A 25903-nucleotide genomic window follows, 5' to 3' on the forward strand; every position below is an offset into this window, starting at 1 on the left:
GCGGCCTTCGCTGTCGCGCCCGTCTATCCGCGTCATAGCCACTTTCTCGGGTGCCCGTGCGGATGGACTGGTAGCCTAGGGCGCCTGAGCATTCGCTAATAATCGAGGCCCTCGCCATGACCGTGTCCACTGCAATTGCCCGTCTCAACGCCGCTGATCCGGATTTCGCCCGACATCTTGATCATCTGCTGAGCTGGGAAAGTGTGTCCGATGATGCGGTCAACCAGCGTGTGCTCGACATCATCAAGGCTGTGCGCGAACGCGGCGATGCGGCGCTGGTGGAATTCACCCAGCGTTTCGATGGCGTCGACGCCACGTCCATCGACGACCTCATCCTTGGCCGTGAGCGCCTGGAGCTGGCCCTGACCCGCATTACCGACACCCAGCGTGCCGCCCTGGAAAAAGCCGCCGAACGTGTGCGCATCTACCACGAGCGGCAGAAACAGGACTCCTGGCAGTACACCGAGGCCGACGGCACCGTGCTGGGCCAGAAGGTCACCCCGCTGGACCGCGCGGGCCTGTATGTGCCGGGCGGCAAGGCGTCGTACCCCTCGTCGGTACTGATGAACGCCATCCCAGCCAAGGTCGCTGGCGTGACCGAGGTGGTCATGGTGGTACCGACCCCACGGGGTGAGGTCAACGAACTGGTGCTGGCCGCAGCCTGCATCGCCGGTGTCGACCGGGTGTTCACCGTAGGCGGTGCGCAAGCCGTCGCCGCCCTGGCCTATGGCACCGAAAGCGTGCCGCAGGTAGACAAGATCGTCGGCCCGGGCAACATCTACGTGGCTACCGCCAAGCGCCACGTGTTTGGCCAGGTCGGTATCGACATGATCGCCGGCCCTTCGGAAATCCTCGTGGTATGCGATGGCCAGACCGATCCGGACTGGATTGCCATGGACCTGTTCTCCCAGGCCGAGCATGACGAAGATGCCCAGGCCATCCTGGTAAGCCCAGACGCCGAGTTCCTCGACCGCGTCGCCGCTAGCATCGACAAGCTGATGCCGACCATGGAGCGCGCCGAGATCATCGAGAAATCCATCAATGGCCGTGGCGCGCTGATCCAGGTGCGCGACATGCAGCAAGCCATCGAGGTGGCCAACCGCATTGCGCCTGAGCACCTTGAGCTGTCGGTCGCCGACCCGCAGGCTTGGCTGCCGCAGATCCGCCACGCCGGCGCGATCTTCATGGGCCGCCACACCAGCGAGGCGCTCGGCGACTACTGCGCCGGCCCCAACCACGTGCTGCCCACCTCCGGTACGGCGCGTTTCTCGTCGCCACTGGGGGTGTATGACTTCCAGAAGCGTTCGTCGATCATCTTCTGCTCCGAGCAGGGTGCCTCCGAACTGGGCCACACCGCCTCGGTTCTGGCCCGTGGTGAATCGCTGACCGCCCACGCCCGCAGTGCCGAATACCGTATCCTGACCCAAGACAAGGGGAACTGAGCATGAGTCGATTCTGGAGCCCCTTCGTCAAGGACCTGGTGCCTTACGTGCCGGGCGAGCAGCCCAAGCTGGCGCGGCTGGTCAAGCTGAACACCAACGAGAACCCCTATGGCCCGTCGCCCAAGGCGCTGGAAGCCATGCGGGGCGAACTCAACGACAACCTGCGCTTGTACCCGGACCCGAACGGTGACCGGCTCAAGCAGGCAGTGGCCGAATATTACGGTGTAACCACCGGCCAGGTGTTTGTCGGCAACGGCTCGGACGAGGTGCTGGCGCACATCTTCCACGGCCTGTTCCAACACGGTGGCCCGCTGCTGTTCCCGGACGTCAGCTACAGCTTCTACCCGGTGTACTGCGGCCTGTACGGCATTGCGTTCGAGCAGGTAGCGCTGGACGAGCAGTTCCAGATCCGTGTGGAGGACTACGCCAAGCCCAATGCCGGGATCATCTTCCCCAACCCCAATGCGCCAACCGGCTGCCTGTTGCCGCTGCAGGCGATCGAGCGGCTGTTGCAAGCCAACCCTGACTCGGTGGTGGTGGTGGATGAAGCCTATATCGACTTTGGCGGCGAAACGGCCATCAGCCTGGTGGACCGCTACGACAACCTGCTGGTGACTCAGACCCTGTCGAAGTCGCGCTCGCTAGCGGGCCTGCGCGTTGGCCTGGCGGTTGGCCACCCCGACCTGATCGAGGCGCTGGAGCGGATCAAGAACAGCTTCAACTCCTACCCGCTGGACCGCATGGCCATTGTCGGTGCAGCGGCAGCCTTCGAAGATCAGGCCTACTTCGAAGAGACCTGCCGCAAAGTGATCGACAGCCGTGAGGCGCTGGTCGCGCAACTGACGGCCAAGGGCTTTGACGTTTTGCCCTCGGCCGCCAACTTCATCTTCGCCCGCCACCCGCAGGAAGATGCTGCGCAGCTGGCCGCACGCCTGCGTGAACAGGGGGTGATCGTGCGCCACTTCAAACAGCAGCGGATCGCCCAGTTCTTGCGTATCACCATTGGTACGCCGGAAATGAACCAGGCGCTGATCGACGCGCTGGGCTAAAACGCATTGGGGCCGCACAGCGGCCCCGACGCTCAATTGTCGGGTGGGCTATTACTGCTCGGCATTTGGGTTGATGCCCATGTGACGGAGCACGATCGGGGCGACCGATGTCTGTGCCGGAAGCGCTTCATCCAGCGGCTTGTTGCTGGCGATGAAGATGGTTCTTTCCCCTTCTGACTGGCCTCCATGGCCAACACCTGATGCATCACGACCGTGGTCGGTACTGACGATCACCAACCAGCCTTCGCGCGGGTACTGTTGCTGGCGCTCGGCCACTTTGTCCAGCAAGCGGCCCAGCTGCGCGTCAGCATTACGCAAGGCTTGCTGGTAGTCGGGGCCAAAGCCGTGCTGGTGGCCCGCAGCATCGGGATCGTCCAGTTGAATGAAGGTGAAGTCGGCCGGGGTATTACCAAGGATTTCCAGGGCGCGTTGCGTGACGAGTTCATCGGACAAGCCGCTTTCGCGCACGTTGCTATCCTGGGCGTCTTCCAGCAGGAAGGCCGTATTGATGGGTGACCAGTTAACCACGCTGGCCAGGTAGGCATTGGGCATCGCGCGTCGCAGCTGTTTGAACAGGCTCGGGTAGTCAGGGCTGACGCGCAGGTGCAGTGCGTTGGAGGTCACACCGTGCTTGTTGGCCCATTCCCCCGTGAGCAGCGTCATCCACCCAGGCCCGCTTATCGTCTGCTGCTCGCTCGCACTGCCGGCAATACCGCCGGTGAACGCCTTGCGATAGTGCAGCCGCTTGAGGTTGCTTGCCTCGCCCAACTTTTCGTACTCGCTGAGTTGAACGCCATCCAGGCCCACGATCAGTGTTTTGGGCTGAAGCACCTGGGGTGTCGGCTCGCAACCCGCCAGCAAGGCACAGAGCAGCAAAAGCGTTCGGTAACGAGGCATCGCTTGGCATCCTGAGTTCACATGACCTCAGCATTGCAGCAGGGCGCCCCGCCCACAACTGGTAAAACTGCCAGGTGATTTGATCCGCGGCCTGTGCTCCCTTAAGCTACGCGTATTCATCGGATGATTGGTTGAATGGACATGAACAGCGAATTGACCAAACGGTCGCTGGTCGAACTCGCCGTGGAGCGCATGCGTGAGCGCATCCTTCAAGGCGACTGGCAGGTGGGGCAGCGCCTGCCCACCGAGCCTGAACTGGCCCTGCAGTTGGGCATCAGCCGTAATACCGTGCGTGAAGCCATGCGCGTTCTGGCCTTCAGTGGGCTGGTGGAAATTCGCCAGGGTGACGGCAGTTATCTGCGAACTTCCCAAGACCCGTTGCAGGCTGTGCAAGCGATGTCGCGCTGCACACTGGAACAGGCGCGGGAAACGCGGCACATCCTGGAAACCGAGGCCATCGGCCTGGCAGCACTACGCCGCACCGATGACGACCTGCAACGCCTGCGCGCGGCCCTGGAGGGTAGCGCCGAGCATTTTCATGGCGATGTCGATGCCTACGTCAGTTGCGACCTGGTGTTTCACCAATGCCTGATCGACGCGGCGCACAACCCGGCGCTTAGCGAGCTATACCGCTATTTCTCGGGTGTAGTGGCGACCGCGCTGCAGCACAACATGACCAGCGTGCCGCGCTGTCAGGCGACCTTCGACCTGCATGGGCAGATCCTCGACGCCATCGAACAACGCGATCCGGAGCGGGCCAAGCGCCTGAGCCAGACCCTCATCGAATCCTGAGAACGAGAAGGCCATGGCCGAACCAATGACCCGCCAAACCCCCGCCCGCGAGCGGGAACTCGATGAACTGCTGATCGATGCCGAAGCCGACGATGCCCAGGTTCAGCAGCCTGTGCTGTTGAAGCGGCCCTGGTTGCTACTGCTGGGGTTGGTGCTGGTGGCGCTGAACCTGCGGCCGGCGTTGTCGAGCATGGCGCCTGTGCTCGGCCTGGTCAGTGAAGGCCTTGGCCTGAGTGCTTCGCAGGCGGGTCTGCTGACGACATTGCCCGTGCTGTGCCTGGGGCTGTTTGCCCCGTTGGCGCCGATCCTTGCTCGGCGCTTTGGCAGCGAACGGGTGATCCTCGGCATCCTGCTGACCCTGGCGCTGGGCATCGTGGTACGCAGCACGCTGGGCGAGACCGGGGTGTTCATTGGCAGTGTGATGGCCGGCGCCAGTATCGGCATCATCGGCGTGCTGTTGCCAGGCATCGTCAAGCGCGACTTCCCAAGGCATGCGGGAACCTTGACCGGTGTCTACACCATGGCCCTGTGCCTTGGTGCCGCCATGGCGGCTGGCGCCACGGTGCCGTTGACTCAGCACTTTGACGGCAGCTGGGCGCTCGGCCTGGGCTTCTGGATGGTCCCGGCCCTGCTGGCAATGCTGGTCTGGCTGCCCCAGGCGCGCCAGGGCCATGGCCTGCACAAGGTGGCCTACAGGGTGCGGGGCTTGTGGCGTGATCCGCTGGCTTGGCAGGTCACCCTGTACATGGGGCTGCAATCGTCGCTGGCGTATATCGTGTTCGGCTGGTTGCCGTCGATTCTCATCGGCCGCGGCCTGAGCCCGACCGAGGCTGGCCTGGTGTTGTCCGGCTCGGTGATTGTGCAGCTGGTCAGCTCGCTCAGTGCACCCTGGCTGGCTACCCGTGGCAAGGACCAGCGACTGGCGATCGTCATGGTCATGCTGATCACCCTGGCTGGCCTGTTCGGCTGCCTGTACGCGCCGCTTTCAGGGCTGTGGGGCTGGGCAGTGTTGTTGGGCTTGGGGCAGGGCGGCACGTTTGCCCTGGCGTTGACGCTGATCGTGCTGCGTTCCAGGGACGCCCACGTGGCTGCGAACCTGTCGAGCATGGCCCAGGGTGTGGGTTACACCCTGGCGTCCATGGGGCCGTTTGCGGTAGGCCTGGTGCATGACTTGACCGGGGGCTGGGCGGCGGTGGGATGGATTTTCGCCGTACTGGGGGTGGGCGCCATCGTGTTTGGGCTGGGGGCAGGGCGGGCGCTGCATGTGCAGGTGAGCAGCGAGAAGGTCTGAGACTGTTTAGCCAGTGCCGGCCCTTGCGCGATCCGGCTTGCCCCGCGCAAGGGCCGGCACTGGCTAAAGCAATCGGGGCAGATTATCGTGCAACCTTCAATCCCAGGACGCACCAGCCCATGAGCGATGCCAACCGCGATCTGATCACCCGCTTCTATCAAGCCTTCCAGCGCCTGGACGCCGAAGCCATGGTGGCCTGCTACAGCGACGACATCGTCTTCAGCGACCCGGTGTTCGGCACCTTGCGCGGCCGCGATGCGGGCGACATGTGGCGCATGCTCACCACCCGCGCCAGGGACTTTTCCCTGGCCTTCGACCAGGTTCGCGCCGACGAGCGCAGCGCCGGGGCACATTGGGTGGCGACTTACCTGTTCAGCCAGACGGGCCGCACGGTAGTCAATGATATCCAGGCGCGGTTCGTCATCCGCGACGGGCTGATCTGCCAGCATGACGACCGCTTCGACCTGTGGCGCTGGTCGCGGCAGGCGCTGGGCGTGCCGGGCATGCTGCTGGGCTGGTCGCCGATGCTGCAGAACAAGGTACGCCAGCAGGCGTTCAAAGGGCTGCGCACGTTCCAGCAGTCGCGTTGAGCGGTTAAGCTGTCGGCTTTGCGATCAGTCAGAAGCCCCGTGAGCGAAGCCGCCGAAACCCCCACTTGCAAACCTTGGTATGTGTACCTGGTGCGTGCCGCCAATGGTTCGTTGTACTGCGGCATCAGTGACGACCCGCAGCGGCGTTTCGTGGCACATCAGAAAGGGCAGGGGGCGCGGTATTTCAAGACCAGCCCGGCGCAGGCTCTGGTCTATGTGGAACAATGGCCGGACAAAGGCCAGGCATTGCGCCAGGAGCGGCTGGTGAAGAAGCTGCGCAAGTCGGCCAAGGAGGCGTTGGTCGCCTCCTATGCCGGCAGCTGATCAGTCCTTGCGACGCTTGAGCTGATCGACCAGCTGCGTGGGCAGGCCCTTGATGATCAAGGTACCGGCCACCTCGTCATATTCAACCTTGTCCCCCAGCAGGTGCGCCTCGAAGCTGATCGACAGGCCTTCGGCCCGGCCAGTGAAGCGGCGGAACTGGTTGAGGGTGCGTTTGTCTGCCGGAATCTCCGGCGACAGGCCGTAGTCCTTGTTGCGGATGTGGTCGTAGAACGCCTTGGGGCGGTCTTCGTCGATCAGGCTGGACAGCTCATCCAGGGCCACCGGCTCACCCAGTTTGGTCTGGCTGGTGGCGTACTCGACCAGGGTCTGGGTCTTCTCGCGGGCGGCTTCTTCGGGCAGGTCTTCGCTTTCGACGAAATCGCTGAAGGCCTTGAGCAGGGTACGGGTTTCACCCGGGCCGTCGACGCCTTCCTGGCAGCCGATGAAGTCGCGGAAGTAGTCCGAGACCTTCTTGCCGTTCTTGCCCTTGATGAACGAGATGTACTGTTTGGAGTTCTGGTTGTTCTTCCACTCCGACAGGTTGATGCGCGCCGCCAGGTGCAACTGGCCCAGGTCCAGGTGCCGCGACGGCGTTACGTCCAGTTCGGCGTTCACGGCCACGCCCTCACTGTGGTGCAGCAGGGCGATGGCCAGGTAATCGGTCATGCCTTGCTGGTAGTGGGCGAACAGGACGTGGCCGCCGGTGGAAAGGTTGGATTCCTCCATCAGCTTTTGCAGGTGTTCAACGGCCACGCGGCTGAACGCTGCAAAGTCCTTTTCCGCATCCAGGTACTGCTTCAGCCAGCCGCTCAGCGGGTAGGCGCCGGATTCGCCGTGGAAGAACCCCCAGGCTTTGCCCTGCTTGGCGTTGTAGCTGTCGTTGAGGTCGGCCAACAGGTTTTCGATAGCGTCCGATGCGCCCAGCTCGGTATCCCGTGCATGGAGCACGGCGGGGCTGCCATCGGGCTTCTTGTCGATCAGGTGAACGATGCAGTGACGGATTGGCATGGAATTCTCGGTGAGTCGGGGGCGCCCAGGCGCCGCGCTGCAAAAGTCGTCAAGTTTAACTCAGACGGCAGGTGATGCAGTGGCCGGATGTTGGCAGAAATGCCGGTTGTTGATTTTTTGTTCAATTTTTTGCGATTTCGGCTAAAACCCCCGAAAAACCTGCACTAAATTGATGCGGGCAGCGGATATTTATCCATTCCTGTGGTAGCTTTGCGCGGTCTTGCGCACCTCGGGTGGCGCATTGCTGGCAGCGTGCTTGCGCCGTGTCGAACCAAACGCCGATTTACGCATCTACATGCCCGATTGGCGCGGCCCTCCAGAATTCAGGGGCTGGCCCGATAACGTCGTAGAGCGCTGCATAACCACTGAATTTGATAGGGAAGGAACACCACCATGGCATTGACCAAAGACCAACTGATTGCCGATATCGCCGAGTCGATCGCTCAGCCGAAAGCCACCGCCAAAAACGCTCTGGAGCAACTGGGCCAGATCGTTGCCGACCAACTGGAAAACGGCGCTGAAATCACCCTCCCAGGCATCGGCAAGCTGAAAGTCTCCGAGCGTCCTGCCCGTACCGGCCGCAACCCTTCGACTGGCGCTGCCATCGAAATCGCTGCCAAGAAAGTCGTCAAGTTCGTCCCAGCCAAATCGCTGACCGACGCCATCAACAAGTAATTTGTTGAAGCTTTGACAAAACCGCGCCCGGCTTGCCCGGGCGCGGTTTTTTCATGCCTGTGATTTACGCGCGGCGTGCCAGGCCTGGCGCGCGCCCGTGTCATGGAAGCTCCAGGCGACCATGCGGCTCTGCTTCTGCCCCTGGCCCATCTCGATGATGCGCACAGCCTTTGCGCCGGCCTTCTTCAGCGCCGCTTCGATGCCGGGCAGGTTACTGGCCTTGGACACCAGGCTGGTGAACCACAGCACCTGCTGCGCGTATTGCACGCTTTCGCCGACCAGTTGGCTGACGAAACGAATCTCGCCCCCCTCACACCACAGCTCGTTGTTTTGCCCGCCGAAGTTGAGCACGGGCAGCTTGCGCTTTGGGTCCTGTTTGCCGAGGTTCTTCCACTTGCGCTGGCTGCCACGGGTGGCTTCCTCGCGTGAGGCATGGAAGGGTGGGTTGCACAGGGTCAGGTCGAAACGTTCCTCCGCTTGCAGCAGGCCTGCGAGGATGTGCCTGGGGTTGTCCTGCTGGCGCAGGGCTATGCCTTTGCTCAGGCCATTGGCCTGAACGATCGCCTTGGCCGAGGCCAGTGCCACCGGGTCGATGTCCGAGCCAAGGAAGCGCCAGCGGTAATCGCTGTGGCCGAGCAGGGGGTAGATGCAGTTGGCACCCACACCGATGTCCAGTGCGCGTATCTGGGCACCCTTGGGCACTTCGCCGGCGTTGTCCTCGGCCAGCAGGTCGGCGGCGACATGCAGGTAGTCGGCGCGGCCAGGGATGGGCGGGCACAGGTAGTCGGCGGGGATGTCCCAGTGCTGAATGCCGTACTGCGCCTTGAGCAGCGCACGGTTGAACACCCGTACGGCTTCGGGGTTGGCGAAGTCGATACTGGGTTTGCCGTGGGGGTTGGTGATGGTGAAGCGGGCCAGGTCAGGGTGCGCCTTGATCAGGCTGGGGAAGTCGTAGCGGCCCTGGTGGCGGTTGCGCGGGTGCAGGGTGGGTTTCTGGGTCATGCTTGAATCCAAATGAGCATCGCTGGCCTTGGGGCCGCTGTGCGGCCCATTCGCGGCACAAGGCCGCTCCCACAGGATAGTGATGTTGGCGATAGCACCACTATCCTGTGGGAGCGGCCTTGTGCCGCGAACGAGGGCGAAGCCCTCGCCGGTCAGATCAGCAATATCAGGTTACAGCGCCGCAATCCGCGCATGCTGTTCGGTGAAGTTGGCCAGGGCCTGCTCGGCCTCAGCCAGCTTGGCGCGCTCTTTCTCGATCACCGCAGGCGGTGCCTTGTCGACGAAGGCGGCGTTGGACAGCTTGCCGCCCACCCGTTGCACTTCGCCTTGCAGGCGCTGGATTTCCTTGTTCAGGCGAGCCAGCTCGGCGTCTTTGTCGATCAGGCCAGCCATCGGTACCAATACCTGCAGGTCGCCGACCAGGGCGGTAGCGGACAGCGGGGCTTCGTCGGCGTCACCGAGCACGGTGAACGACTCGACCTTGGCCAGCTTCTTCAACAGGGCTTCGTTTTCCTGCAGGCGACGCTGGTCGTCGGCGTTGGCGTTCTTCAGGAACAGCGGCAATGGCTTGCCCGGGCCGATGTTCATCTCGGCGCGAATATTGCGCAGGCCGACCATCAGCTCCTTGAGCCATTCGATGTCGCCTTCGGCGGCGGCGTCGATGCGGCTGTCGTTAGCCACTGGCCACGGCTGCAGCATGATGGTCTTGCCGTCGATGCCGGCCAGCGGCGCGATGCGCTGCCAGATTTCTTCGGTGATGAACGGCATGAACGGGTGCGCCAGGCGCAGCGCCACTTCCAGCACGCGCACCAGGGTGCGACGGGTGCCGCGGGCGCGCTCGACCGGGGCGTTTTCGTCCCACAGTACCGGCTTGGACAGCTCCAGGTACCAGTCGCAGTACTGGTTCCAGATGAACTCGTACAGCGCCTGGCTGGCCAGGTCGAAGCGGAACTGCTCGAGCTGGCGGGTCACTTCGGCTTCGGTGCGCTGCAGCTGCGAGATGATCCAGCGGTCGGCCAGCGACAGCTCGTAGGCTTCGCCGTTCTGGCCGCAGTCCTCGCCCTTGTCCAGCACGTAGCGGGCGGCGTTCCAGATCTTGTTGCAGAAGTTGCGGTAGCCTTCGACGCGGCCCATGTCGAACTTGATGTCGCGGCCGGTAGAGGCCAGCGAGCAGAAGGTGAAGCGCAGGGCGTCGGTGCCGTAGCTGGCAATGCCTTCGGGGAACTCGGCCTTGGTCTGCTTGGCGATCTTCTCGGCAAGCTTTGGCTGCATCATGCCGCTGGTGCGTTTTTCCAGCAGGGCGTCCAGGGTGATGCCGTCGACGATGTCCAGCGGGTCCAGCACGTTGCCCTTGGACTTGGACATCTTCTGGCCCTGGCCGTCACGGACCAGGCCGTGCACGTACACGGTCTTGAACGGGACCTGCGGGGTGCCATCTTCGTTCTTGATCAGGTGCATCGTCAGCATGATCATCCGGGCAACCCAGAAGAAGATGATGTCGAAGCCGGTAACCAGCACGTCGGTGGAGTGGAACTTCTTGAGGAATTCGGTCTGCTCAGGCCAGCCAAGGGTGGAGAAGGTCCACAGCCCCGAGCTGAACCACGTGTCGAGCACGTCGTCGTCCTGGCGCAGCACCACATCCGCACCCAGGTTGTGCTTGGCGCGCACTTCGGCTTCGTCGCGGCCGACATAGACCTGGCCGGCCTCGTCGTACCAGGCCGGGATGCGGTGGCCCCACCACAGCTGACGGCTGATGCACCAGTCCTGAATGTCACGCATCCACGAGAAGTACATGTTTTCGTATTGCTTGGGCACGAACTGGATGCGGCCATCTTCCACGGCGGCAATCGCAGGCTCGGCCAGCGGCTTGGTGGATACGTACCACTGGTCGGTCAGCCACGGCTCGATGATGGTGCCGGAGCGGTCGCCTTTCGGCACTTTCAGGGCGTGGTCGTCGATGCTGACCAACAAGCCCTGGGCGTCCATGTCGGCGACGATCTGCTTGCGCGCGACGAAACGGTCGAGGCCAGCGTACTGGGCGGGCAGGCGGGTATCGGCCTGCTCGTTGACGCTGCCGTCGAGGTTGAAGGCCTGGGCGGCAGGCAGCACCAAGGCGTTCTTGTCGAAGATGTTGAGCAGCGGCAGGTTGTGGCGCTTGCCGACTTCATAGTCGTTGAAGTCGTGGGCCGGGGTGATCTTCACGCAGCCGGTGCCGAACTCAGGGTCGCAGTAATCATCGGCGATGATCGGGATGCGACGGCCGACCAGCGGCAGTTCGACGAACTTGCCGATCAGCGCCTGGTAGCGCTCATCGTTCGGGTTGACGGCTACCGCAGCGTCACCCAGCAGAGTTTCCGGACGGGTGGTGGCCACTACCAGGTAGTCTTTGCCTTCGGCGGTCTTGGCGCCGTCGGCCAGCGGGTAGCGCAGGTTCCACAGGTGGCCTTTCTCGTCGTGGTTTTCCACTTCGAGGTCGGAGATGGCGGTGTGCAGTTTGGTGTCCCAGTTGACCAGGCGCTTGCCGCGGTAGATCAGGCCGTCTTCGTGCAGGCGCACGAAGGCTTCCTTGACGGCGTCGGACAAGCCGTCGTCCATGGTGAAGCGTTCGCGGCTCCAGTCTACCGACGAGCCCAGGCGACGGATCTGACGGCTGATGTTGCCGCCGGACTGCTCCTTCCATTCCCAGACCTTGTCCAGGAAGGCTTCACGGCCGAGGTCGTGACGGTTCTGGCCCTTGGCCTCGAGCTGACGCTCGACCAGCATCTGGGTAGCGATACCGGCGTGGTCGGTACCTGGCTGCCACAGGGTGTCGCGGCCTTGCATGCGACGGAAACGGATCAGGGCGTCCATGATCGCGTTGTTGAAACCGTGGCCCATGTGCAGGCTGCCCGTCACGTTCGGTGGCGGGATCATGATGGTGTAGGACTCGCCTGCACCTTGTGGAGCGAAATAGTTCTCGGACTCCCAGGTGTTGTACCAGGAAGTTTCGATGGCGTGCGGCTGGTAGGTCTTATCCATGCGCGGCGGGACCCTGTGCATTTATTCGGGAAAGCCGGGAAGTATAACCAAGGTGGGGGTTTGAGGCGACAGCTGTGCTTGTGTTGCTGCCCTGGCCTCATCGCCGGCAAGCCGGCTCCACACTGGTTGCAGCGCTGCAAATCCTGTGGGAGCCGGCTTGCCGGCGATGGGGCCGGTACAGGCTTACTCAGAGCGCTTGATCAGCCGCTCGATGCGGGCATCGAGGCGGCGTTTGATCTCGGTCTCGATATGCGGGGTAAAGTCATTGATCACGTCTTGCATGATCAATTGCGCCGCGGCGCGCAGCTCGGCTTCCAAGTGCAGCAGGGTGTCCTGGCGGCGGGTCTGCGAATCTTCTTCGGGCGCCGCCTCGGCGGGCGCGGCGATCGGTTCAGGCGCTGGTAAGGTGTTGCCGGCCGGTGTGTCCAGCAACAGCGGGATCTGCTCCACGGTCTCGGTCAGTAGCGGCGGCTGCAGGTCGGAATCGCCCAGCAGCTGGCGAATGGACTCCAGGTCGTCGAGCAGATGGGCGGAATCGGGTAGGGCGGAAGGCTTGTCCATCGTCGTTAAAGTCGCTGTAAGCGGTGGTCTTGCAGAGCATAGCCCTGTTCGCGGTAGAAACGGAATCGTTCGCGGGCTGATTGGCGGATGGTCGCCTCCTCGACAACGATCTCGGCCACCCGCTCGAACTGCCCGACAAAGCCGGGCACATCGGCGCCCAGGTTGATCAGCAGGTCGCGGTGTTCGCCAGCGCTCTCGGCGTTGAGGCCTAGCGCCACCGGCGCATCGGCATGCAGCTCGGCGAGGTCATGCGGCACGAAGGCTTCACCCTTGAAACGCCACAGGCGCAGGTCCAGCTCGCTGCGCTGCTCGGCGTCCTGGCAGTGCAGATAGACCCGGTGGCCGAGGCGCCAGGCCTTCTCGCACAGCTTGCAGGCGAAATCCAGCCGCGCCGACAACGCATCGGTGGGCAGAATGTAGAAATCGACTTTGCTCATGGTTCGGTCTGCCGGCCGGTAGTGCCTGGGGCACCACCGGCCTTATGGCATCACGCGCTGGCGCGATCGAGCAGGTACTGGGTCAGCAGCGGTACCGGGCGGCCAGTGGCGCCTTTGTCCTTGCCACCGCTAACCCACGCGGTGCCGGCGATGTCCAGGTGCGCCCAGTTGTAGGCCTTGGCGAAGCGCGACAGGAAGCAGCCTGCAGTGATGGTGCCGGCCTTGGGCCCACCGATGTTGCCCATGTCGGCGAACGGGCTGTCCAGCTGTTCCTGATACTCGTCGAACAGCGGCAGCTGCCAGGCGCGGTCGTCGGCACGCTTGCCGGCGTCGAGCAGTTGGCTGACCAGGTCATCGTTGTTGCCCATCAGGCCCGAGGTGTGGCTGCCCAGGGCGACGATGCACGCGCCGGTCAGGGTGGCGATGTCGATCACCGCCTGCGGCTTGAAGCGCTCGGCGTAGGTCAGGGTGTCGCACAGCACCAGCCGGCCTTCGGCGTCGGTGTTGAGGATTTCTACGGTCTGCCCGCTCATGGTGGTGACGATGTCGCCCGGGCGGGTGGCGCCGCCGCTTGGCATGTTCTCGGCACAGGCCAGCAGGCACACCAGGTTGATCGGCAGTTGCAGCTCGAGGACCGCGCGCAGGGTGCCGAACACGCTGGCAGCGCCGCACATGTCGTACTTCATTTCATCCATGCCGGCGCCTGGCTTGAGGCTGATGCCGCCGGTATCGAAGGTAATGCCCTTGCCCACCAGCACGAACGGCTTGTCGGCCTTCTTGCCGCCCTGATAGTTGAGCACGATCAGGCGCGGTGGCTGGTCGCTGCCCTGGCCCACCGCGTAGAACGCGCCCATGCCCAGGTCCTTGATCTTCTTGTCGTCCAGCACGTCGACCTTCAGGCCTTTGTGGGCCTTGCCCAGCTCTTTGGCCTGTTCGGCGAGGAAGCTTGGGTGGCACAGGTTCGGCGGCAGGTTGCCCAGGTCGCGGGTGAATGCCATGCCGGTGGCGATGGCGCTGGCATGCTTGACCGCACGCTCGACCTCGGCCAGGCCAGCTTTTTCGGCCAGCAGGGTGATTTTTTTCAGGGCGCGTGGTTCGGCCTTCTGGCTCTTGAAACGGTCGAACACGTATTCGCCGTCGAGCAGGGTTTCGGCCAGCAGGCGGTATTTGCCGTAATGGGCATCGCGGTTGTTGACGGCGATGTCGTCCAGCGCCAGCACGGCGTCGGCGCCGTTCAGGCCTTTGAGCACGCCTGCGACGCTGCCGACCAGTTTGCGCCAGGCGCGGTCACCGAGGGCTTCGTCCTTGCCGCTGCCTACCAGCAGCACGCGCTCGGCCTTGAGGCCCGGCAGGCCTTGCAGCAGCAGGGTCTGGCCGGGCTTGCCGGCCAGGTCGCCACGCTTGAGCACGGCGCTGATGGCGCCGTCGGCAGCCTGGTCGACGGCTTTGGCCACGGCGCCGAGCTTGCGCCCTTCACCGACCGCTATGACCAGAGTGGCGGTTTTTACGGATGCAGCAGCTACGCTTTTTACAACCAGTTCCATGTCAGGGTCCCCGAATGATCTGTGCAGTTGGCGCTTTGAACTCTCGCGCTCTGGGCGGGCCTGGCCGCGTGGTCGCGTACCAGTGGAAAAGCTGCCAGTTTGAGCCTCCGGCAAGTGTGCTGACAACCCCGTTGTCCGCCTTCATGCGAGGCCAAGTGACAGGCGCAGTCAATCACAGGATAATGCGCGCACTTTACATGGAGGTTCGCCCCCGGCGAACCGGCATTGGTCTTGGCTGTCGTAAGCCTTTGTTAGGCAGTCCGCCCCTGACAACCCAGGAGTGTCTGGTTTGATCGTCTTTCGTTATCTGTCCCGCGAGGTCCTCGTGACCTTGAGCGCCGTCAGCGCTGTGCTGCTGGTGATCATCATGAGCGGGCGCTTCATCAAGTACCTGGCCCAGGCGGCCCAGGGCGTGCTCGACCCGAGCGTGCTGTTCCTGATCATGGGCTTCCGCCTGCCTGGCTTCTTGCAACTGATCCTGCCACTGGGGCTGTTCCTCGGCATTCTGCTGGCCTACGGCCGGCTGTACCTGGAAAGCGAAATGACGGTGCTCTCGGCCACTGGCATGAGCCAGCAACGCCTGCTCGGCATGACCATGGCACCCGCTGCGCTGGTCGCGCTGCTGGTGGCGTGGCTGAGCCTGAGCCTGGCGCCGCTGGGTGTTGCCCAGGTGCAGAAGATCATTGGCCAGCAGGACGCCCTGACCGAGTACGACACCCTGGTGCCGGGCCGCTTCCAGACCTTGCGCGATGGTTCGCGGGTGACCTACACCGAGCAGCTGACCGATGACCGCAGCAACCTCACCGGTGTGTTCATCTCCGAAAAACGCTTCAACCAGGACAAGACCAAGGACCGTGCACCGTCTGTGCTGGTGGCCGAAAAGGGCCACCAGGAAGTACAGGCCGATGGCAACCGCTACCTGGTACTGCAGAACGGCTACCGCTATGACGGCAACCCGGGCCAGGCCGACTACCGTGCGATCAAGTACGACACCTACGGCGTGCTGCTGCCCAAGCCGGAAGTGAGCGAGGAAGTGACCGAGCGCGAAGCCATCCCTACCTCGCAACTCATCGGCCAGGAAGGGCTACGTGAACGTGCCGAGCTGCAATGGCGTATTTCGCTGCCGATCCTGGTATTCATCGTGACCCTGCTGGCCGTGCCGCTGGCCAGGGTCAACCCACGCCAGGGCCGCTTCCTCAAGCTGCTGCCGGCGATTCTTCTGTACATGGCCTACCTGACGATGCTGATTTCCGTTCGTGGCGCCCTGGAGAAAGGCAAATTGCCGATCGCCTTGGGCATGTGGTGGGTGCATGGCCTGTTCCTGCTCATCGGCCTTGCGCTGATGTACTGGGAGCCGCTGCGCCTCAAGCGCGCCGCCCGCCGTGCGGAGGTGGCCCATGGTTAAGCTCGACCGCTATATCGGCATGAGTGTGCTGGTGGCCATTCTGGCCGTGCTGGGCATTATTCTCGGGTTGGCGTCGCTGTTCGCCTTCATCGATGAAATGAGCGACCTGAGCGACACCTACACCGTGCTGGATGCCGGCTGGTTCACGCTGCTCACCGCGCCCCGTCGGCTCTATGACATGTTGCCAATGGCGGCCCTGATCGGCTGCCTGATCGGCCTGGGCAGCCTGGCCAGCAACAGCGAACTGACCATCATGCGTGCCGCTGGCGTCTCCATCGGGCGTATCGTCTGGGCGGTGATGAAGCCGATGCTGGTGCTGATGCTGGTCGGCCTGCTGATCGGCGAATACGTGGCACCGGTCAGCGAGAACAAGGCCCAGGCCGATCGTTCGCTGGCCCAGGGGGGCGGTGAGGCACAGAGCTCCAAACGTGGCATGTGGCACCGCCAGGGCGACGAATTCGTGCACATCAACTCGGTGCAGCCAAACGGCCTGCTGCTGGGTGTGACCCGCTATCGCTTCGACGACGAGCGCAAGATCGTCACCTCCAGCTTCGCCCGCCGCGCCCGCTATGAGAACGATCACTGGGTGCTCAACGATGTCAGCACCACTTACTTCCGTGGCGACCACACCGAAGTGATCAAGAGCCCTGAAGAGCAGTGGGATGTCTCGGTCACCCCGCAACTGCTCAACACCGTGGTGCTGGCGCCGGAGTCGCTGTCGATCACCGGCCTGTGGGACTACATCCACTACTTGTCCGACCAGGGGCTGAACAATGCCCGTTACTGGCTAGCGTTCTGGACCAAGGTGCTGCAGCCGGCAGTTACCGCTGCATTGGTGCTGATGGCGATTTCCTTCATCTTCGGCCCGCTGCGTTCGGTGACGCTCGGCCAGCGCGTGTTCACCGGCGTGCTGGTGGGCTTCGTGTTCCGTATTGCCGGCGACCTGCTTGGCCCTTCGAGCCAGGTGTTCGGCTTCCCGCCCCTGTTGGCGGTGCTGATCCCTGCGGGCATCTGTGCCCTGGCGGGTGTCTGGTTGTTGCGACGGGCGGGTTGATGGCCTGAACTGCATGAAGAGCCGACCCCAGGGTCGGCTTTTTTGTGGCTGTGGCCCTATCGCCGGCAAGCCAGCTTCCACAGGAATCACATCGATCCGAATCCTGTGTTGCACCTGTGGGAGCTGGCTTGCCGGCGATAAGGCCATAGCAGGCAACACAAGGCTCAAGTCATTTCTTTTGCTTCGGCACCCGAACCAGCTGGCTCTGCGAATAGATGTCATGCCAGCCGCGCTTGCGCTTGTCGATCAAGGACCAGAAGAAGCCCAGCCCCAGGCACAGCCACGACGCAATCGACACGATAAACCGTAACAGCGCCTGCCACAGGCTGATTGCGCTGCCATCGGCGTTCTGCACACGCACGCCCCATACCTGCATACCCAGGGTCTGCCCGCCATGGGTCCAGAACTTGGCAAAAAAACCAAACAGTGCAAAGAGCAGGATCGTCGACAGCAGCGGATCGCCATCCAATGCGCCGGCATCGGTCAACTCACGCATGCGGGCCTCACCGATGACCGCCATCTGGATCATCTTGTACGCGCCTGCGGTGACGATCAGCAGCGCCGTGCACAGCAGAAAATCGTAGAACATCGCCGCCAGGCGCCGGCCAAGGCCGACCGGGGGGAATTCACCCTGGGGTGACAGCAGAGGTTTGGACATGCAGGACGGCTCCGAGTGGCGAAGCCGCCATTCTACGGGCAAAAAAAAGCCCCTGCACGGGGCAGGGGCTTTCTTCGAAGTCGTGCGGCTTAGCCGAGGACTTGAACCTTGTCAGCCTGCAGGCCTTTCTGGCCCTGGACGGCTTCGAAAGTGACCTTCTGGCCTTCTTTCAGGCTCTTGAAGCCGTTACCTTCGATAGCACGGAAGTGCACGAACAGATCAGCACCGCTTTCTGGGGTGATGAAGCCGTAACCTTTTTCGTCATTGAACCACTTGACGGTACCGTTCTGACGCTCAGCCATTGTCTTATTTCCTATGAAGCTTAAATTTTAATGACAGTTTCTTTCACGTTATTAGATAGTGAAAGATTACTGGGCTGGGTTGCAGGAAAGTAAGTCACGTCGAACGGGTTGTAGCAAATTGCGGCTACTGGCCCAGGTCACGAACTGTTGCGACCCATGCAAACACAGTGCTGTGACTCTACGCCAACTCCCAAGAAAAAAACAAGCCCTGGGTCAACTGGAAAATCGCGCTTTTTTCGGCTAGCGGCTGGCACGTCGCAAACGGCATGGCGCCTGGCCTGGCGGCATGTTCAAAAGTTATTGGGAAGGTTCGAAATCGAATAAGTAGAACCCTCCCGCAAACCTCATGTCATGTCTTCAGCCGCGGTAGTAACGTTGCGCCACAAAAGGCATTTTACTGACTTTCAAGGCAACCTTCTTGCCGCGCACGAGTGCAAACAAGGGTGTGTCGAGCGCGGCATGTTCGATATCGACATAACCCATTGCAACCGGCGCGCCAAGTGTCGGGCCAAAGCCGCCACTGCACACTTTGCCAACGGGTTTATCCGACGCGTCGACAATCTCTGCACCTTCGCGCACTGGCGTACGCTCCTGCGGCAGCAGGCCTACACGCTTGCGCGCCACGCCGGCTTGCTGCTGCGCAAAGATCGCCTCGGCACCGGGGAAGCCGCCCGCGCGCGCGCCGTCTGCGCGACGCACCTTGGAAACGGCCCAGAGCAGGCTGGCCTCGACCGGCGTAGTCTCGGTGTTCATGTCATGGCCATACAGGCACAGGCCCGCTTCAAGGCGCAACGAGTCGCGGGCGCCCAGGCCGATCGGCTGCACTTCTGGCTCGGCCAGCAGGCGCCGGGCCAAGGCCTCGGCAGCGCCAACCGGTACCGAAATCTCGTAGCCGTCTTCGCCGGTGTAGCCCGAACGGCTGACAAAGCAGTCTTCACCCAGCAGGGTCACAGGCCGGAACTGCATGAACGTCATGCCGGCCACTTCCGGTGCCAGGCGCTCCAGCACCTTGACCGCGGCCGGGCCTTGCAGGGCGAGCAGAGCCCGTTTTTCGAACAGCGGTTGAATCTCGCAGCGGCCAGCGATGTGCTGCTGCAGGTGGGCCAGGTCCTGGTCCTTGCAGGCGGCGTTTACAACCAGGAACAGCGTGTCGTCACCCAGGTTGGCGACCATCAGGTCGTCGAGGATACCGCCTTGCTCGTTGGTGAACATGGCATAGCGCTGCATGCCTACCGGCAAGTCGACGATATCCACCGGCACCAGGCTTTCCAGAGCCAGGGCTGCGTCCTTGCCGCGCAGGATGATCTGGCCCATGTGCGAGACATCGAACAGCCCGGCCTGCTCGCGGGTGTGCAGGTGTTCCTTGAGCACGCCCAGCGGGTACTGCACCGGCATGTCGAAGCCGGCGAATGGCACCATGCGCGCGCCCAGTTCCAGGTGCAGGGCGTGCAGCGGGGTCTTGTGCAGTGTTTCGGACATCGGTGACTCCTCAGGTTTAGTGTCGGGTCAACATTCGATGATGTTGACGGCCAGACCGCCGCGGGCGGTCTCCTTGTATTTGCTTTTCATGTCGGCGCCGGTCTGGCGCATGGTGCGGATGACCTTGTCTAGCGACACGTAATGCTGCCCGTCGCCGCGCAAGGCCATGCGCACCGCGTTGATGGCCTTCACCGAGCCCATGGCGTTGCGCTCGATGCAAGGCACCTGGACTAGCCCGCCAATTGGGTCGCAGGTCAGGCCGAGGTTGTGTTCCATGCCAATCTCGGCGGCGTTCTCCACTTGTTGCACACTGCCGCCCATCACTTCGCACAAGGCCCCGGCGGCCATCGAGCAGGCCACGCCGACCTCGCCCTGGCAGCCGACCTCGGCCCCGGAAATCGAGGCGTTTTCCTTGTACAGGATGCCGATCGCCGCAGCGGTGAGCAGAAAGCGCACCACGCCGTCCTCACTGGCACCCGGGACGAAGCGCATGTAGTAGTGCAGCACTGCCGGGACGATGCCCGCCGCCCCGTTGGTCGGTGCGGTGACCACGCGCCCGCCGTAGGCGTTTTCCTCGTTTACCGCGAGGGCGTACAGGTTGACCCAGTCCAATACCGACAACGCATCGCGCAGGTTGGCTTCCGGGTGCTGGCTGAGTTGGCGGTACAGGGCCGGCGCGCGGCGCTTGACCTTGAGCCCGCCGGGCAGGATGCCCTCATGCCGGTAGCCGGCCTCGACGCAGTCCTGCATCACCTGCCAGATCCGCAGCAGGCCGGCACGTGTTTCGGCCTCCGGGCGCCAAGCGGCCTCGTTGGCCAGCATCACCTGGCTCACCGACAAGTGCTGCGCGGTGCAATGCCCGAGCAGCGCCTTGGCCGTGGTGAACGGGTAGGTCAATACGGTGCTGTCCTCGACGATGCGGTCCTGCCCGGCGGCATCTTGGTCGACCACGAAACCCCCGCCGACCGAGTAGTACTCGCGGCTGCGGATTTGCAATCCGGCGGCGTCGAAGGCTCGGAAGATCATGCCGTTGGGGTGATACGCCAGCGGTTTGCGGATCAGCGCCAGGTGCTGCTTCTCGACGAAGGCGATCTGGTGTTCGCCGAGCAGGTGCAGCTGGCCGCTGCTGCGGATGGCCTGCAGGCGGGCGGGGATGGATTCGGTATCGACGGTGTCGGGGTGCTCGCCTTCAAGGCCGAGCAACACCGCCTTGTCGCTGCCGTGGCCCTTGCCGGTGGCGCCCAGCGAGCCATACAGCTCGGCCTTGACGCTGACAGTGCTGGCCAGCAGGCCGTCACGGCGCAGGCCTTCGGCGAAGCGCGCGGCGGCGCGCATCGGGCCGACCGTGTGGGAACTGGAGGGGCCGATGCCGATCTTGAACAGGTCGAAGACGCTCAGGGACATTGCTTGTTCCCTCCGGAGAGTAAAGGCGAGTGCTGCGCACTCGATCGCTGGCAAGCCAGCTCCCACAGGTACTGCACCAGTCTGGGAAGCACTGGAGACCCTGTGGGAGCCGGCTTGCCGGCGATGAGGCCGCAGAGCCTGGTCAGGCGTCCTGATAGCTCTCGATCGACGGGCAGGCGCACACCAGGTTGCGGTCACCAAACACGTTGTCGACCCTGCCCACCGGCGGCCAGTACTTGCTTTCCACCAGGCTCGCCAGCGGGTATACGGCCTGCTCGCGGCTGTAGCCATGTGCCCACTCGCCCACCAGCTCGGCTGCGGTATGCGGCGCGTTCTTCAATGGGTTGTCGTCCTTGTCCAGGCTGCCGTTTTCCACGGCGCGAATCTCTTCGCGGATCTGGATCATCGCGTCGCAGAAGCGGTCCAGCTCTTCCTTGGCTTCGCTTTCGGTCGGTTCGATCATCAGCGTACCGGCCACCGGGAATGACATGGTCGGGGCGTGGAAGCCGAAGTCGATCAGGCGCTTGGCAACGTCATCGACGCTGGTGCCGCTGGTGTCCTTGAGCGGGCGCAGGTCGAGGATGCACTCGTGGGCGACCAGGCCATTGCCACCGGTATACAGAACAGGATAGTGCTCTTCCAGCCGGCGGGCGATGTAGTTGGCGTTGAGGATCGCCATCTGCGAGGCGCGCTTGAGGCCGGCACCGCCCATCATGCGGATGTACATCCAGGTGATCGGCAAGATGCTGGCACTGCCGAACGGCGCGGCGCAGACGGCGCCCTCGCGGTTTTCCAGCTGCGCGTGGCCCGGCAGGAACGGTGCCAGGTGCGACTTGACGCCAATCGGGCCAACGCCTGGGCCGCCACCGCCGTGGGGGATGCAGAAGGTCTTGTGCAGGTTCAGGTGGGAAACGTCGCCGCCGAACTTGCCCGGGGCGCACAGGCCGACCATGGCATTCATGTTGGCGCCATCGATGTACACCTGGCCGCCGTTGTCATGGATGATCGCGCAGATCTCGCCGATCGCCTCCTCGAACACGCCGTGGGTGGACGGGTAGGTGATCATGATTGCCGCCAGGCGTTCGCGGTGCTCGATGGCCTTGGCGCGCAGGTCCTCTACATCGACGTTGCCACGCGCGTCACAGGCGGTGACCACCACACGCATGCCCGCCATGTGCGCAGTCGCCGGGTTGGTGCCGTGGGCCGAAGAAGGGATCAGGCAGATGTCGCGATGGCTGTCGCCGCGGCTGCGGTGGTAGGCACGGATGGCCAGAAGGCCTGCGTACTCGCCCTGTGAACCGGCGTTGGGCTGCAGCGACACGGCGTCATAGCCGGTGGCGGCGCATAGCATGGCTTCCAGCTCGGTGGTCATCTGCTGGTAGCCCTGGCTTTGCTCAGCCGGGGCGAACGGGTGCAGGTTGCCGAATTCGGCCCAGGTCACCGGGATCATTTCGCTGGCGGCATTGAGCTTCATGGTGCACGAACCCAGCGGGATCATGCTGCGGTCCAGCGCCAGGTCCTTGTCGGCCAGGCGGCGCAGGTAGCGCATCAGCTCGGTTTCGCTGTGGTAGCGGTTGAACACCGGGTGTTCTAGGATCGCCGACTGGCGCAGCAGGGCGGCCGGCAGGCGCGAGCCGGTGCTGGCGGCCACGGCGGTGAAGTCGGGTTGCGCCTGTTCGCCCGCGAACAGCTGCCATAGCGCCTCGACATCGGCCTGGGTGCTGGTTTCGTCGAGCGACAGGCCCAGGTGGGCGGCGTCGATCTGGCGCAGGTTGATGCGCTGGGCGCGAGCCTTGTCGTGCAGGCTGGCAGTGGCGCTGCCGGTGGCCAGGGTCAGGGTGTCGAAGGCGGTGTCGCCGACCACCTCCACGCCCAGGGTTTTCAGGCCGGCGGCGAGAATTGCTGTCAGCGCGTGGGTACGCTCGGCGATGCGCTTGAGGCCGGCAGGGCCGTGGTACACGGCGAACATGCTGGCGATGTTGGCCAGTAGCACCTGGGCGGTGCAGATGTTGCTGGTGGCCTTCTCGCGACGGATATGCTGTTCGCGCGTCTGCATGGCCAGGCGCAGGGCAGTCTTGCCGAAGCGGTCGATCGACACGCCGACCAAGCGGCCCGGCATGTCGCGTTTGAAGGCGTCACGGGTGGCGAAGTAGGCCGCGTGCGGGCCACCAAAGCCCAGTGGCACGCCAAAGCGCTGGGCGCTGCCAATGGCCACGTCGGCCTCGAACTCGCCCGGCGGGGTCAGCAGGGTCAGGGCCAGCAGGTCGGCAGCAACGGCCACCAGCGCGTTGGCGGCGTGAAGGCGCTGGACCAGCTCGCGGTAGTCGAACACTTCACCATTGCTGGCCGGGTATTGCAGCAGTGCACCGAAGAAGGCGCTGACGTCGCCCAGTTCACGCTCGTCGCCGACCACGATCTCGATGCCCAGCGGCTCGGCACGGGTACGCAGTACGTCGAGGGTCTGCGGGTGGCAGTGCACGGAGGCGAAGAAGGCATGGCTGGCCTTGTTCTTCGACAGGCGCTTGCAGAAGGTCATGGCCTCGGCTGCGGCAGTAGCTTCGTCGAGCAGGGAGGCGTTGGCGATCGGCAGGCCGGTCAGGTCGCTGATCAAGGTCTGGAAGTTCAGCAGGGCTTCCAGGCGGCCTTGGGAAATCTCTGGCTGGTATGGGGTGTAGGCGGTGTACCAGGCTGGGTTTTCCAGCAGGTTGCGCAGGATCGGTGCTGGGGTGTGGGTGTTGTAGTAGCCCTGGCCGATGTAGTTCTTGAAAAGCTGGTTGTTACTGGCGATGGCCTTCAGTGCGGCAAGGGCATCAGCTTCACTCTGGCCGTCTTGCGAGCCGAGTACGCTGGTGCCTTTGATGCTGTCGGGGATGACAGCGGCGGTCATGGCCTCCAGCGTGTCGAAGCCCAGGGTGGCCAGCATGGCCTGCTCATCAGCGGCGCGTGGGCCGATGTGGCGGGCGATGAATTCGTTGGCGGTGCCGAGGTTGATGGTCATGTTCAGGTCCTCAGGCGTCGTCGTTGGCTTTGATCAGGCGGTCATATGCGTCCTGGTCGAGCAGGGCGGTTACTTCGCTCATGTCAGCCGGGATGAAGCGGAAGAACCAGCCTTCGCCCAGCGGGTCTTCATTGACCAGCTCCGGGCGGTCATTGAGCCCATCGTTGACAGCGACCACTTCACCGGTCAGCGGCATGTATACACCGCTGGCGGCTTTGACCGACTCGACGGTGGAGGCTTCGGCACCTTTTTCGTATTGCTGCAGGTCCGGCAGTTGCACGTAGACCACATCGCCGAGGGCGTTCTGGGCGTAGGCGGTGATGCCTACGGTGACGCTGCCGTCGGCTTCGACGCGCAGCCATTCGTGATCTTCGGTGAAACGCAACTCGCTCATGGGAAATCCTCGGGAAGCAGGGCGTTGGGCGCGGTGGGTACGCGCTCTTGGGTTGAGGTTCCCTAAGCAAAAATGCGGCCACTAAGAAAAAAACGTTAAAAATCAATTAGATAAGACAATCACCTAAGCATGCGATCAATAATTTGGAATGAAAACGCTACAGAACGAGCGAAGACGAAAAGGTTCGGAGGATCAAACCCTTGTCCACGATGACTGGAATAGGGGTGTATTGAATTCGATACGATGTATCGTTTTCGGTACGGCCCTGTGCGCGATGCTTCGCGACAGGGCCCTTGGTCCGAATACCAGCCGTCAAAGGGCGACGAAGAAAGGCAGCGCCAGGTACAGCTTGATCACAATCACATTGATGATATCGATAAAGAACGCCCCAACCATCGGTACCACCAGGAAAGCGATCTGCGACGGCCCGAAGCGCTGCGTCACAGCCTGCATGTTGGCGATCGCAGTAGGTGTGGCACCGAGCCCGAAACCACAGTGCCCTGCTGCCAGGACCGCTGCATCGTAGTTGCTGCCCATGATTCTGAACGTCACGAAAATCGCGAACAGCGCCATCACCAATGTTTGCGCGGCCAGTAGAACGAAGAACGGCAGAGCCAGTGCGGCCAGGTCCCACAATTTTAGCGACATCAGCGCAATAGCCAGGAACAGCGACAAGCTGACATTCCCCAGTACTGAAACTTCACGCTCGAAGACCTGATACACACCTAGCAATGAAAGCCCGTTGCGCAACAAGACCCCCACGAACAGTACGCAAACGAATGTCGGCAACTCCAACGCTGTACCGTGGAGCATGCTGTTCAGCAAGGAGCCTCCCATCAGGCTGACTGCGATCAGCGCAAGGGTTTCGATCATTGTGGAGGGCGTGATCAGACGTTCTGTGTTGGGCTGTTCAAAGCCCTTGGGAGTACGCGGTATTTCCTGTTCCATGCCTGGGGTTTGCACGCGCTTGATGAGCAGCCGTGCGACCGGCCCGCCAATCAGGCCGCCCAGCACCAGGCCAAACGTGGCTGCCGCCAGTGCCAGTTCACTGGCAGACGCCAGGCCGTATTTCTCACTGAAGGTGGCACCCCACGCAGCGCCCGTGCCGTGGCCGCCCGACAAGGAAATCGACCCGGACAGCAAACCCATCAAGGGATCGAGCCCCAACGCTTTTGCCAGGGCAATGCCCATCGCGTTCTGCGCCAGCAGTAGCCCGGTCACCGCCAGCAGGAATATACCGACAATGCGGCCGCCTTTTTTCAGGCTGGCGATGTCGGCACTCAAACCGATGGTGGCAAAAAACGCCAGCATCAAGGGTGTTTGCAATGAAGTATCAAACTGCACGTGCAGGTCCAATGCACGCAGGCCCAATAGCAGCAGGGCAACCACCAAACCTCCGGCGACCGGTTCGGGAATGTTGTAGGTACGCAAGAAACCAACGCGTGTAACAAGGCCACGCCCTAGTAGAAGCACCAGGGAAGCGGCCACCAGTGTGCCGTAGAAATCGAGTGCAAGCATTCAGGTTACTCTTTGCTCTATATAGAGGCGAACACTGCAGGGGGTCGCCTGGGGTGGGCGA

Annotated in this window: 22 protein-coding genes and 1 pseudogene; 9 read left to right on the forward strand and 14 right to left on the reverse strand. The window is 63.0% G+C overall.

The window, feature by feature from the left end:
* Positions 1-116 precede the first annotated feature (116 nt).
* The gene (gene hisD, locus ACFY68_RS07065) at positions 117-1442 is read left to right on the forward strand and encodes a histidinol dehydrogenase (protein WP_387524942.1); all 1326 of its coding nucleotides are present in this window, start codon (positions 117-119) and stop codon (positions 1440-1442) included.
* Between the two features lie 2 nt (positions 1443-1444).
* Complete coding sequence (hisC, locus tag ACFY68_RS07070) at positions 1445-2491, forward strand: histidinol-phosphate transaminase (RefSeq protein ID WP_387524944.1); 1047 nt, start codon at positions 1445-1447, stop codon at positions 2489-2491.
* A gap of 57 nt (positions 2492-2548) precedes the next feature.
* Here hisC and ACFY68_RS07075 read toward each other — a convergent pair.
* Positions 2549-3388 (reverse strand): annotated as a pseudogene (locus tag ACFY68_RS07075) (alkaline phosphatase family protein); the annotation flags it as partial.
* A 141-nt stretch (positions 3389-3529) separates the two neighbouring features.
* On the opposite strand from ACFY68_RS07075, the gene ACFY68_RS07080 reads away from it, so the two are divergent.
* The 4 genes from ACFY68_RS07080 to ACFY68_RS07095 all read left to right on the forward strand — a co-directional run bounded on the left by ACFY68_RS07080 (position 3530) and on the right by ACFY68_RS07095 (position 6385).
* Positions 3530-4180, forward strand: coding sequence for a FadR/GntR family transcriptional regulator (locus ACFY68_RS07080; RefSeq protein WP_387524947.1), 651 nt, complete (start codon positions 3530-3532; stop codon positions 4178-4180).
* Between the two features lie 13 nt (positions 4181-4193).
* A complete protein-coding gene (locus tag ACFY68_RS07085; RefSeq protein WP_387524950.1) occupies positions 4194-5471 on the forward strand; it encodes a CynX/NimT family MFS transporter in 1278 nt (425 codons plus the stop codon).
* 119 nt (positions 5472-5590) lie between these two features.
* Entirely contained in the window at positions 5591-6061 is a 471-nt protein-coding gene (locus ACFY68_RS07090) for a nuclear transport factor 2 family protein (RefSeq protein WP_387524953.1), read from the forward strand.
* A 39-nt stretch (positions 6062-6100) separates the two neighbouring features.
* On the forward strand, positions 6101-6385 hold the full coding sequence (locus ACFY68_RS07095) for a GIY-YIG nuclease family protein (protein ID WP_387524956.1): 285 nt from the start codon (positions 6101-6103) through the stop codon (positions 6383-6385).
* Here ACFY68_RS07095 and yejK read toward each other — a convergent pair whose 3' ends face one another.
* Positions 6386-7393 (reverse strand): nucleoid-associated protein YejK, encoded by a 1008-nt coding sequence (gene yejK, locus ACFY68_RS07100; RefSeq protein WP_346611941.1) that lies wholly within the window; start codon positions 7391-7393, stop codon positions 6386-6388.
* 393 nt (positions 7394-7786) lie between these two features.
* Between yejK and ACFY68_RS07105 the strand changes: the two genes are divergently transcribed.
* Entirely contained in the window at positions 7787-8068 is a 282-nt protein-coding gene (locus ACFY68_RS07105) for an HU family DNA-binding protein (RefSeq protein WP_012316055.1), read from the forward strand.
* A 51-nt stretch (positions 8069-8119) separates the two neighbouring features.
* On the opposite strand, the gene rlmF is transcribed toward ACFY68_RS07105, so the two are convergent.
* The 5 genes from rlmF to ACFY68_RS07130 all read right to left on the reverse strand — a co-directional run bounded on the left by rlmF (position 8120) and on the right by ACFY68_RS07130 (position 14630).
* Positions 8120-9070 (reverse strand): 23S rRNA (adenine(1618)-N(6))-methyltransferase RlmF, encoded by a 951-nt coding sequence (gene rlmF, locus ACFY68_RS07110; RefSeq protein WP_387524961.1) that lies wholly within the window; start codon positions 9068-9070, stop codon positions 8120-8122.
* A gap of 171 nt (positions 9071-9241) precedes the next feature.
* Entirely contained in the window at positions 9242-12088 is a 2847-nt protein-coding gene (locus ACFY68_RS07115; protein ID WP_346611938.1) for a valine--tRNA ligase, read from the reverse strand.
* A 183-nt stretch (positions 12089-12271) separates the two neighbouring features.
* Complete coding sequence (locus ACFY68_RS07120) at positions 12272-12649, reverse strand: DNA polymerase III subunit chi (protein ID WP_346611937.1); 378 nt, start codon at positions 12647-12649, stop codon at positions 12272-12274.
* A 5-nt stretch (positions 12650-12654) separates the two neighbouring features.
* Positions 12655-13086 (reverse strand): DNA polymerase III subunit chi, encoded by a 432-nt coding sequence (locus ACFY68_RS07125; RefSeq protein WP_387524966.1) that lies wholly within the window; start codon positions 13084-13086, stop codon positions 12655-12657.
* A gap of 50 nt (positions 13087-13136) precedes the next feature.
* On the reverse strand, positions 13137-14630 hold the full coding sequence (locus ACFY68_RS07130; protein WP_387524969.1) for a leucyl aminopeptidase: 1494 nt from the start codon (positions 14628-14630) through the stop codon (positions 13137-13139).
* A gap of 289 nt (positions 14631-14919) precedes the next feature.
* Here ACFY68_RS07130 and lptF point away from each other — a divergent pair, with 289 nt between their 5' ends.
* Both lptF and lptG read left to right on the forward strand, forming a co-directional pair.
* Positions 14920-16035: an LPS export ABC transporter permease LptF gene (lptF, locus tag ACFY68_RS07135; RefSeq protein WP_387524972.1), complete on the forward strand. Its 1116-nt coding sequence runs from the start codon at positions 14920-14922 to the stop codon at positions 16033-16035.
* Positions 16028-17089, forward strand: a complete 1062-nt coding sequence (gene lptG, locus ACFY68_RS07140) for an LPS export ABC transporter permease LptG (RefSeq protein ID WP_346611933.1) — start codon at positions 16028-16030, stop codon at positions 17087-17089. The genes lptF and lptG overlap by 8 nt, the downstream gene beginning before the upstream one ends.
* Positions 17090-17258: 169 nt before the next feature.
* Here lptG and ACFY68_RS07145 read toward each other — a convergent pair whose 3' ends face one another.
* From ACFY68_RS07145 to gltS, 7 genes are all read right to left on the reverse strand, one after another.
* Positions 17259-17747, reverse strand: a complete 489-nt coding sequence (locus ACFY68_RS07145; protein ID WP_387524975.1) for an RDD family protein — start codon at positions 17745-17747, stop codon at positions 17259-17261.
* Positions 17748-17836: 89 nt separating this feature from the next.
* The gene (locus ACFY68_RS07150) at positions 17837-18049 is read right to left on the reverse strand and encodes a cold-shock protein (protein ID WP_012316046.1); all 213 of its coding nucleotides are present in this window, start codon (positions 18047-18049) and stop codon (positions 17837-17839) included.
* A gap of 357 nt (positions 18050-18406) precedes the next feature.
* On the reverse strand, positions 18407-19528 hold the full coding sequence (gene gcvT, locus ACFY68_RS07155; RefSeq protein ID WP_387524978.1) for a glycine cleavage system aminomethyltransferase GcvT: 1122 nt from the start codon (positions 19526-19528) through the stop codon (positions 18407-18409).
* 27 nt (positions 19529-19555) lie between these two features.
* Positions 19556-20932 (reverse strand): L-serine ammonia-lyase, encoded by a 1377-nt coding sequence (locus tag ACFY68_RS07160; protein ID WP_387524981.1) that lies wholly within the window; start codon positions 20930-20932, stop codon positions 19556-19558.
* A 142-nt stretch (positions 20933-21074) separates the two neighbouring features.
* Complete coding sequence (gene gcvP, locus ACFY68_RS07165) at positions 21075-23930, reverse strand: aminomethyl-transferring glycine dehydrogenase (protein ID WP_387524984.1); 2856 nt, start codon at positions 23928-23930, stop codon at positions 21075-21077.
* 10 nt (positions 23931-23940) lie between these two features.
* A complete protein-coding gene (gene gcvH / locus ACFY68_RS07170) occupies positions 23941-24324 on the reverse strand; it encodes a glycine cleavage system protein GcvH (RefSeq protein WP_387524987.1) in 384 nt (127 codons plus the stop codon).
* 312 nt (positions 24325-24636) lie between these two features.
* On the reverse strand, positions 24637-25842 hold the full coding sequence (gene gltS, locus ACFY68_RS07175; protein ID WP_387524990.1) for a sodium/glutamate symporter: 1206 nt from the start codon (positions 25840-25842) through the stop codon (positions 24637-24639).
* Positions 25843-25903: the final 61 nt, after the last annotated feature.

Origin of the sequence: Pseudomonas sp. NPDC012596 (assembly GCF_042902325.1) — a bacterium.
Lineage (GTDB): Bacteria > Pseudomonadota > Gammaproteobacteria > Pseudomonadales > Pseudomonadaceae > Aquipseudomonas.

Bases quoted from the DNA above. Each gene is read 5' to 3' on its own strand.
- ACFY68_RS07080 (WP_387524947.1), top strand. From the start codon at position 3,530: ATGAACAGCGAATTGACCAAACGGTCGCTGGTCGAACTCGCCGTGGAG.
- rlmF (WP_387524961.1), bottom strand. From the start codon at position 9,070: ATGACCCAGAAACCCACCCTGCACCCGCGCAACCGCCACCAGGGCCGC.
- ACFY68_RS07125 (WP_387524966.1), bottom strand. From the start codon at position 13,086: ATGAGCAAAGTCGATTTCTACATTCTGCCCACCGATGCGTTGTCGGCG.
- ACFY68_RS07105 (WP_012316055.1), top strand. From the start codon at position 7,787: ATGGCATTGACCAAAGACCAACTGATTGCCGATATCGCCGAGTCGATC.
- yejK (WP_346611941.1), bottom strand. From the start codon at position 7,393: ATGCCAATCCGTCACTGCATCGTTCACCTGATCGACAAGAAGCCCGAT.
- ACFY68_RS07115 (WP_346611938.1), bottom strand. From the start codon at position 12,088: ATGGATAAGACCTACCAGCCGCACGCCATCGAAACTTCCTGGTACAAC.
- ACFY68_RS07145 (WP_387524975.1), bottom strand. From the start codon at position 17,747: ATGTCCAAACCTCTGCTGTCACCCCAGGGTGAATTCCCCCCGGTCGGC.
- hisD (WP_387524942.1), top strand. From the start codon at position 117: ATGACCGTGTCCACTGCAATTGCCCGTCTCAACGCCGCTGATCCGGAT.
- ACFY68_RS07120 (WP_346611937.1), bottom strand. From the start codon at position 12,649: ATGGACAAGCCTTCCGCCCTACCCGATTCCGCCCATCTGCTCGACGAC.
- hisC (WP_387524944.1), top strand. From the start codon at position 1,445: ATGAGTCGATTCTGGAGCCCCTTCGTCAAGGACCTGGTGCCTTACGTG.
- ACFY68_RS07130 (WP_387524969.1), bottom strand. From the start codon at position 14,630: ATGGAACTGGTTGTAAAAAGCGTAGCTGCTGCATCCGTAAAAACCGCC.
- gltS (WP_387524990.1), bottom strand. From the start codon at position 25,842: ATGCTTGCACTCGATTTCTACGGCACACTGGTGGCCGCTTCCCTGGTG.
- ACFY68_RS07160 (WP_387524981.1), bottom strand. From the start codon at position 20,932: ATGTCCCTGAGCGTCTTCGACCTGTTCAAGATCGGCATCGGCCCCTCC.
- ACFY68_RS07085 (WP_387524950.1), top strand. From the start codon at position 4,194: ATGGCCGAACCAATGACCCGCCAAACCCCCGCCCGCGAGCGGGAACTC.
- lptG (WP_346611933.1), top strand. From the start codon at position 16,028: ATGGTTAAGCTCGACCGCTATATCGGCATGAGTGTGCTGGTGGCCATT.
- gcvP (WP_387524984.1), bottom strand. From the start codon at position 23,930: ATGACCATCAACCTCGGCACCGCCAACGAATTCATCGCCCGCCACATC.
- ACFY68_RS07150 (WP_012316046.1), bottom strand. From the start codon at position 18,049: ATGGCTGAGCGTCAGAACGGTACCGTCAAGTGGTTCAATGACGAAAAA.
- gcvH (WP_387524987.1), bottom strand. From the start codon at position 24,324: ATGAGCGAGTTGCGTTTCACCGAAGATCACGAATGGCTGCGCGTCGAA.
- ACFY68_RS07090 (WP_387524953.1), top strand. From the start codon at position 5,591: ATGAGCGATGCCAACCGCGATCTGATCACCCGCTTCTATCAAGCCTTC.
- gcvT (WP_387524978.1), bottom strand. From the start codon at position 19,528: ATGTCCGAAACACTGCACAAGACCCCGCTGCACGCCCTGCACCTGGAA.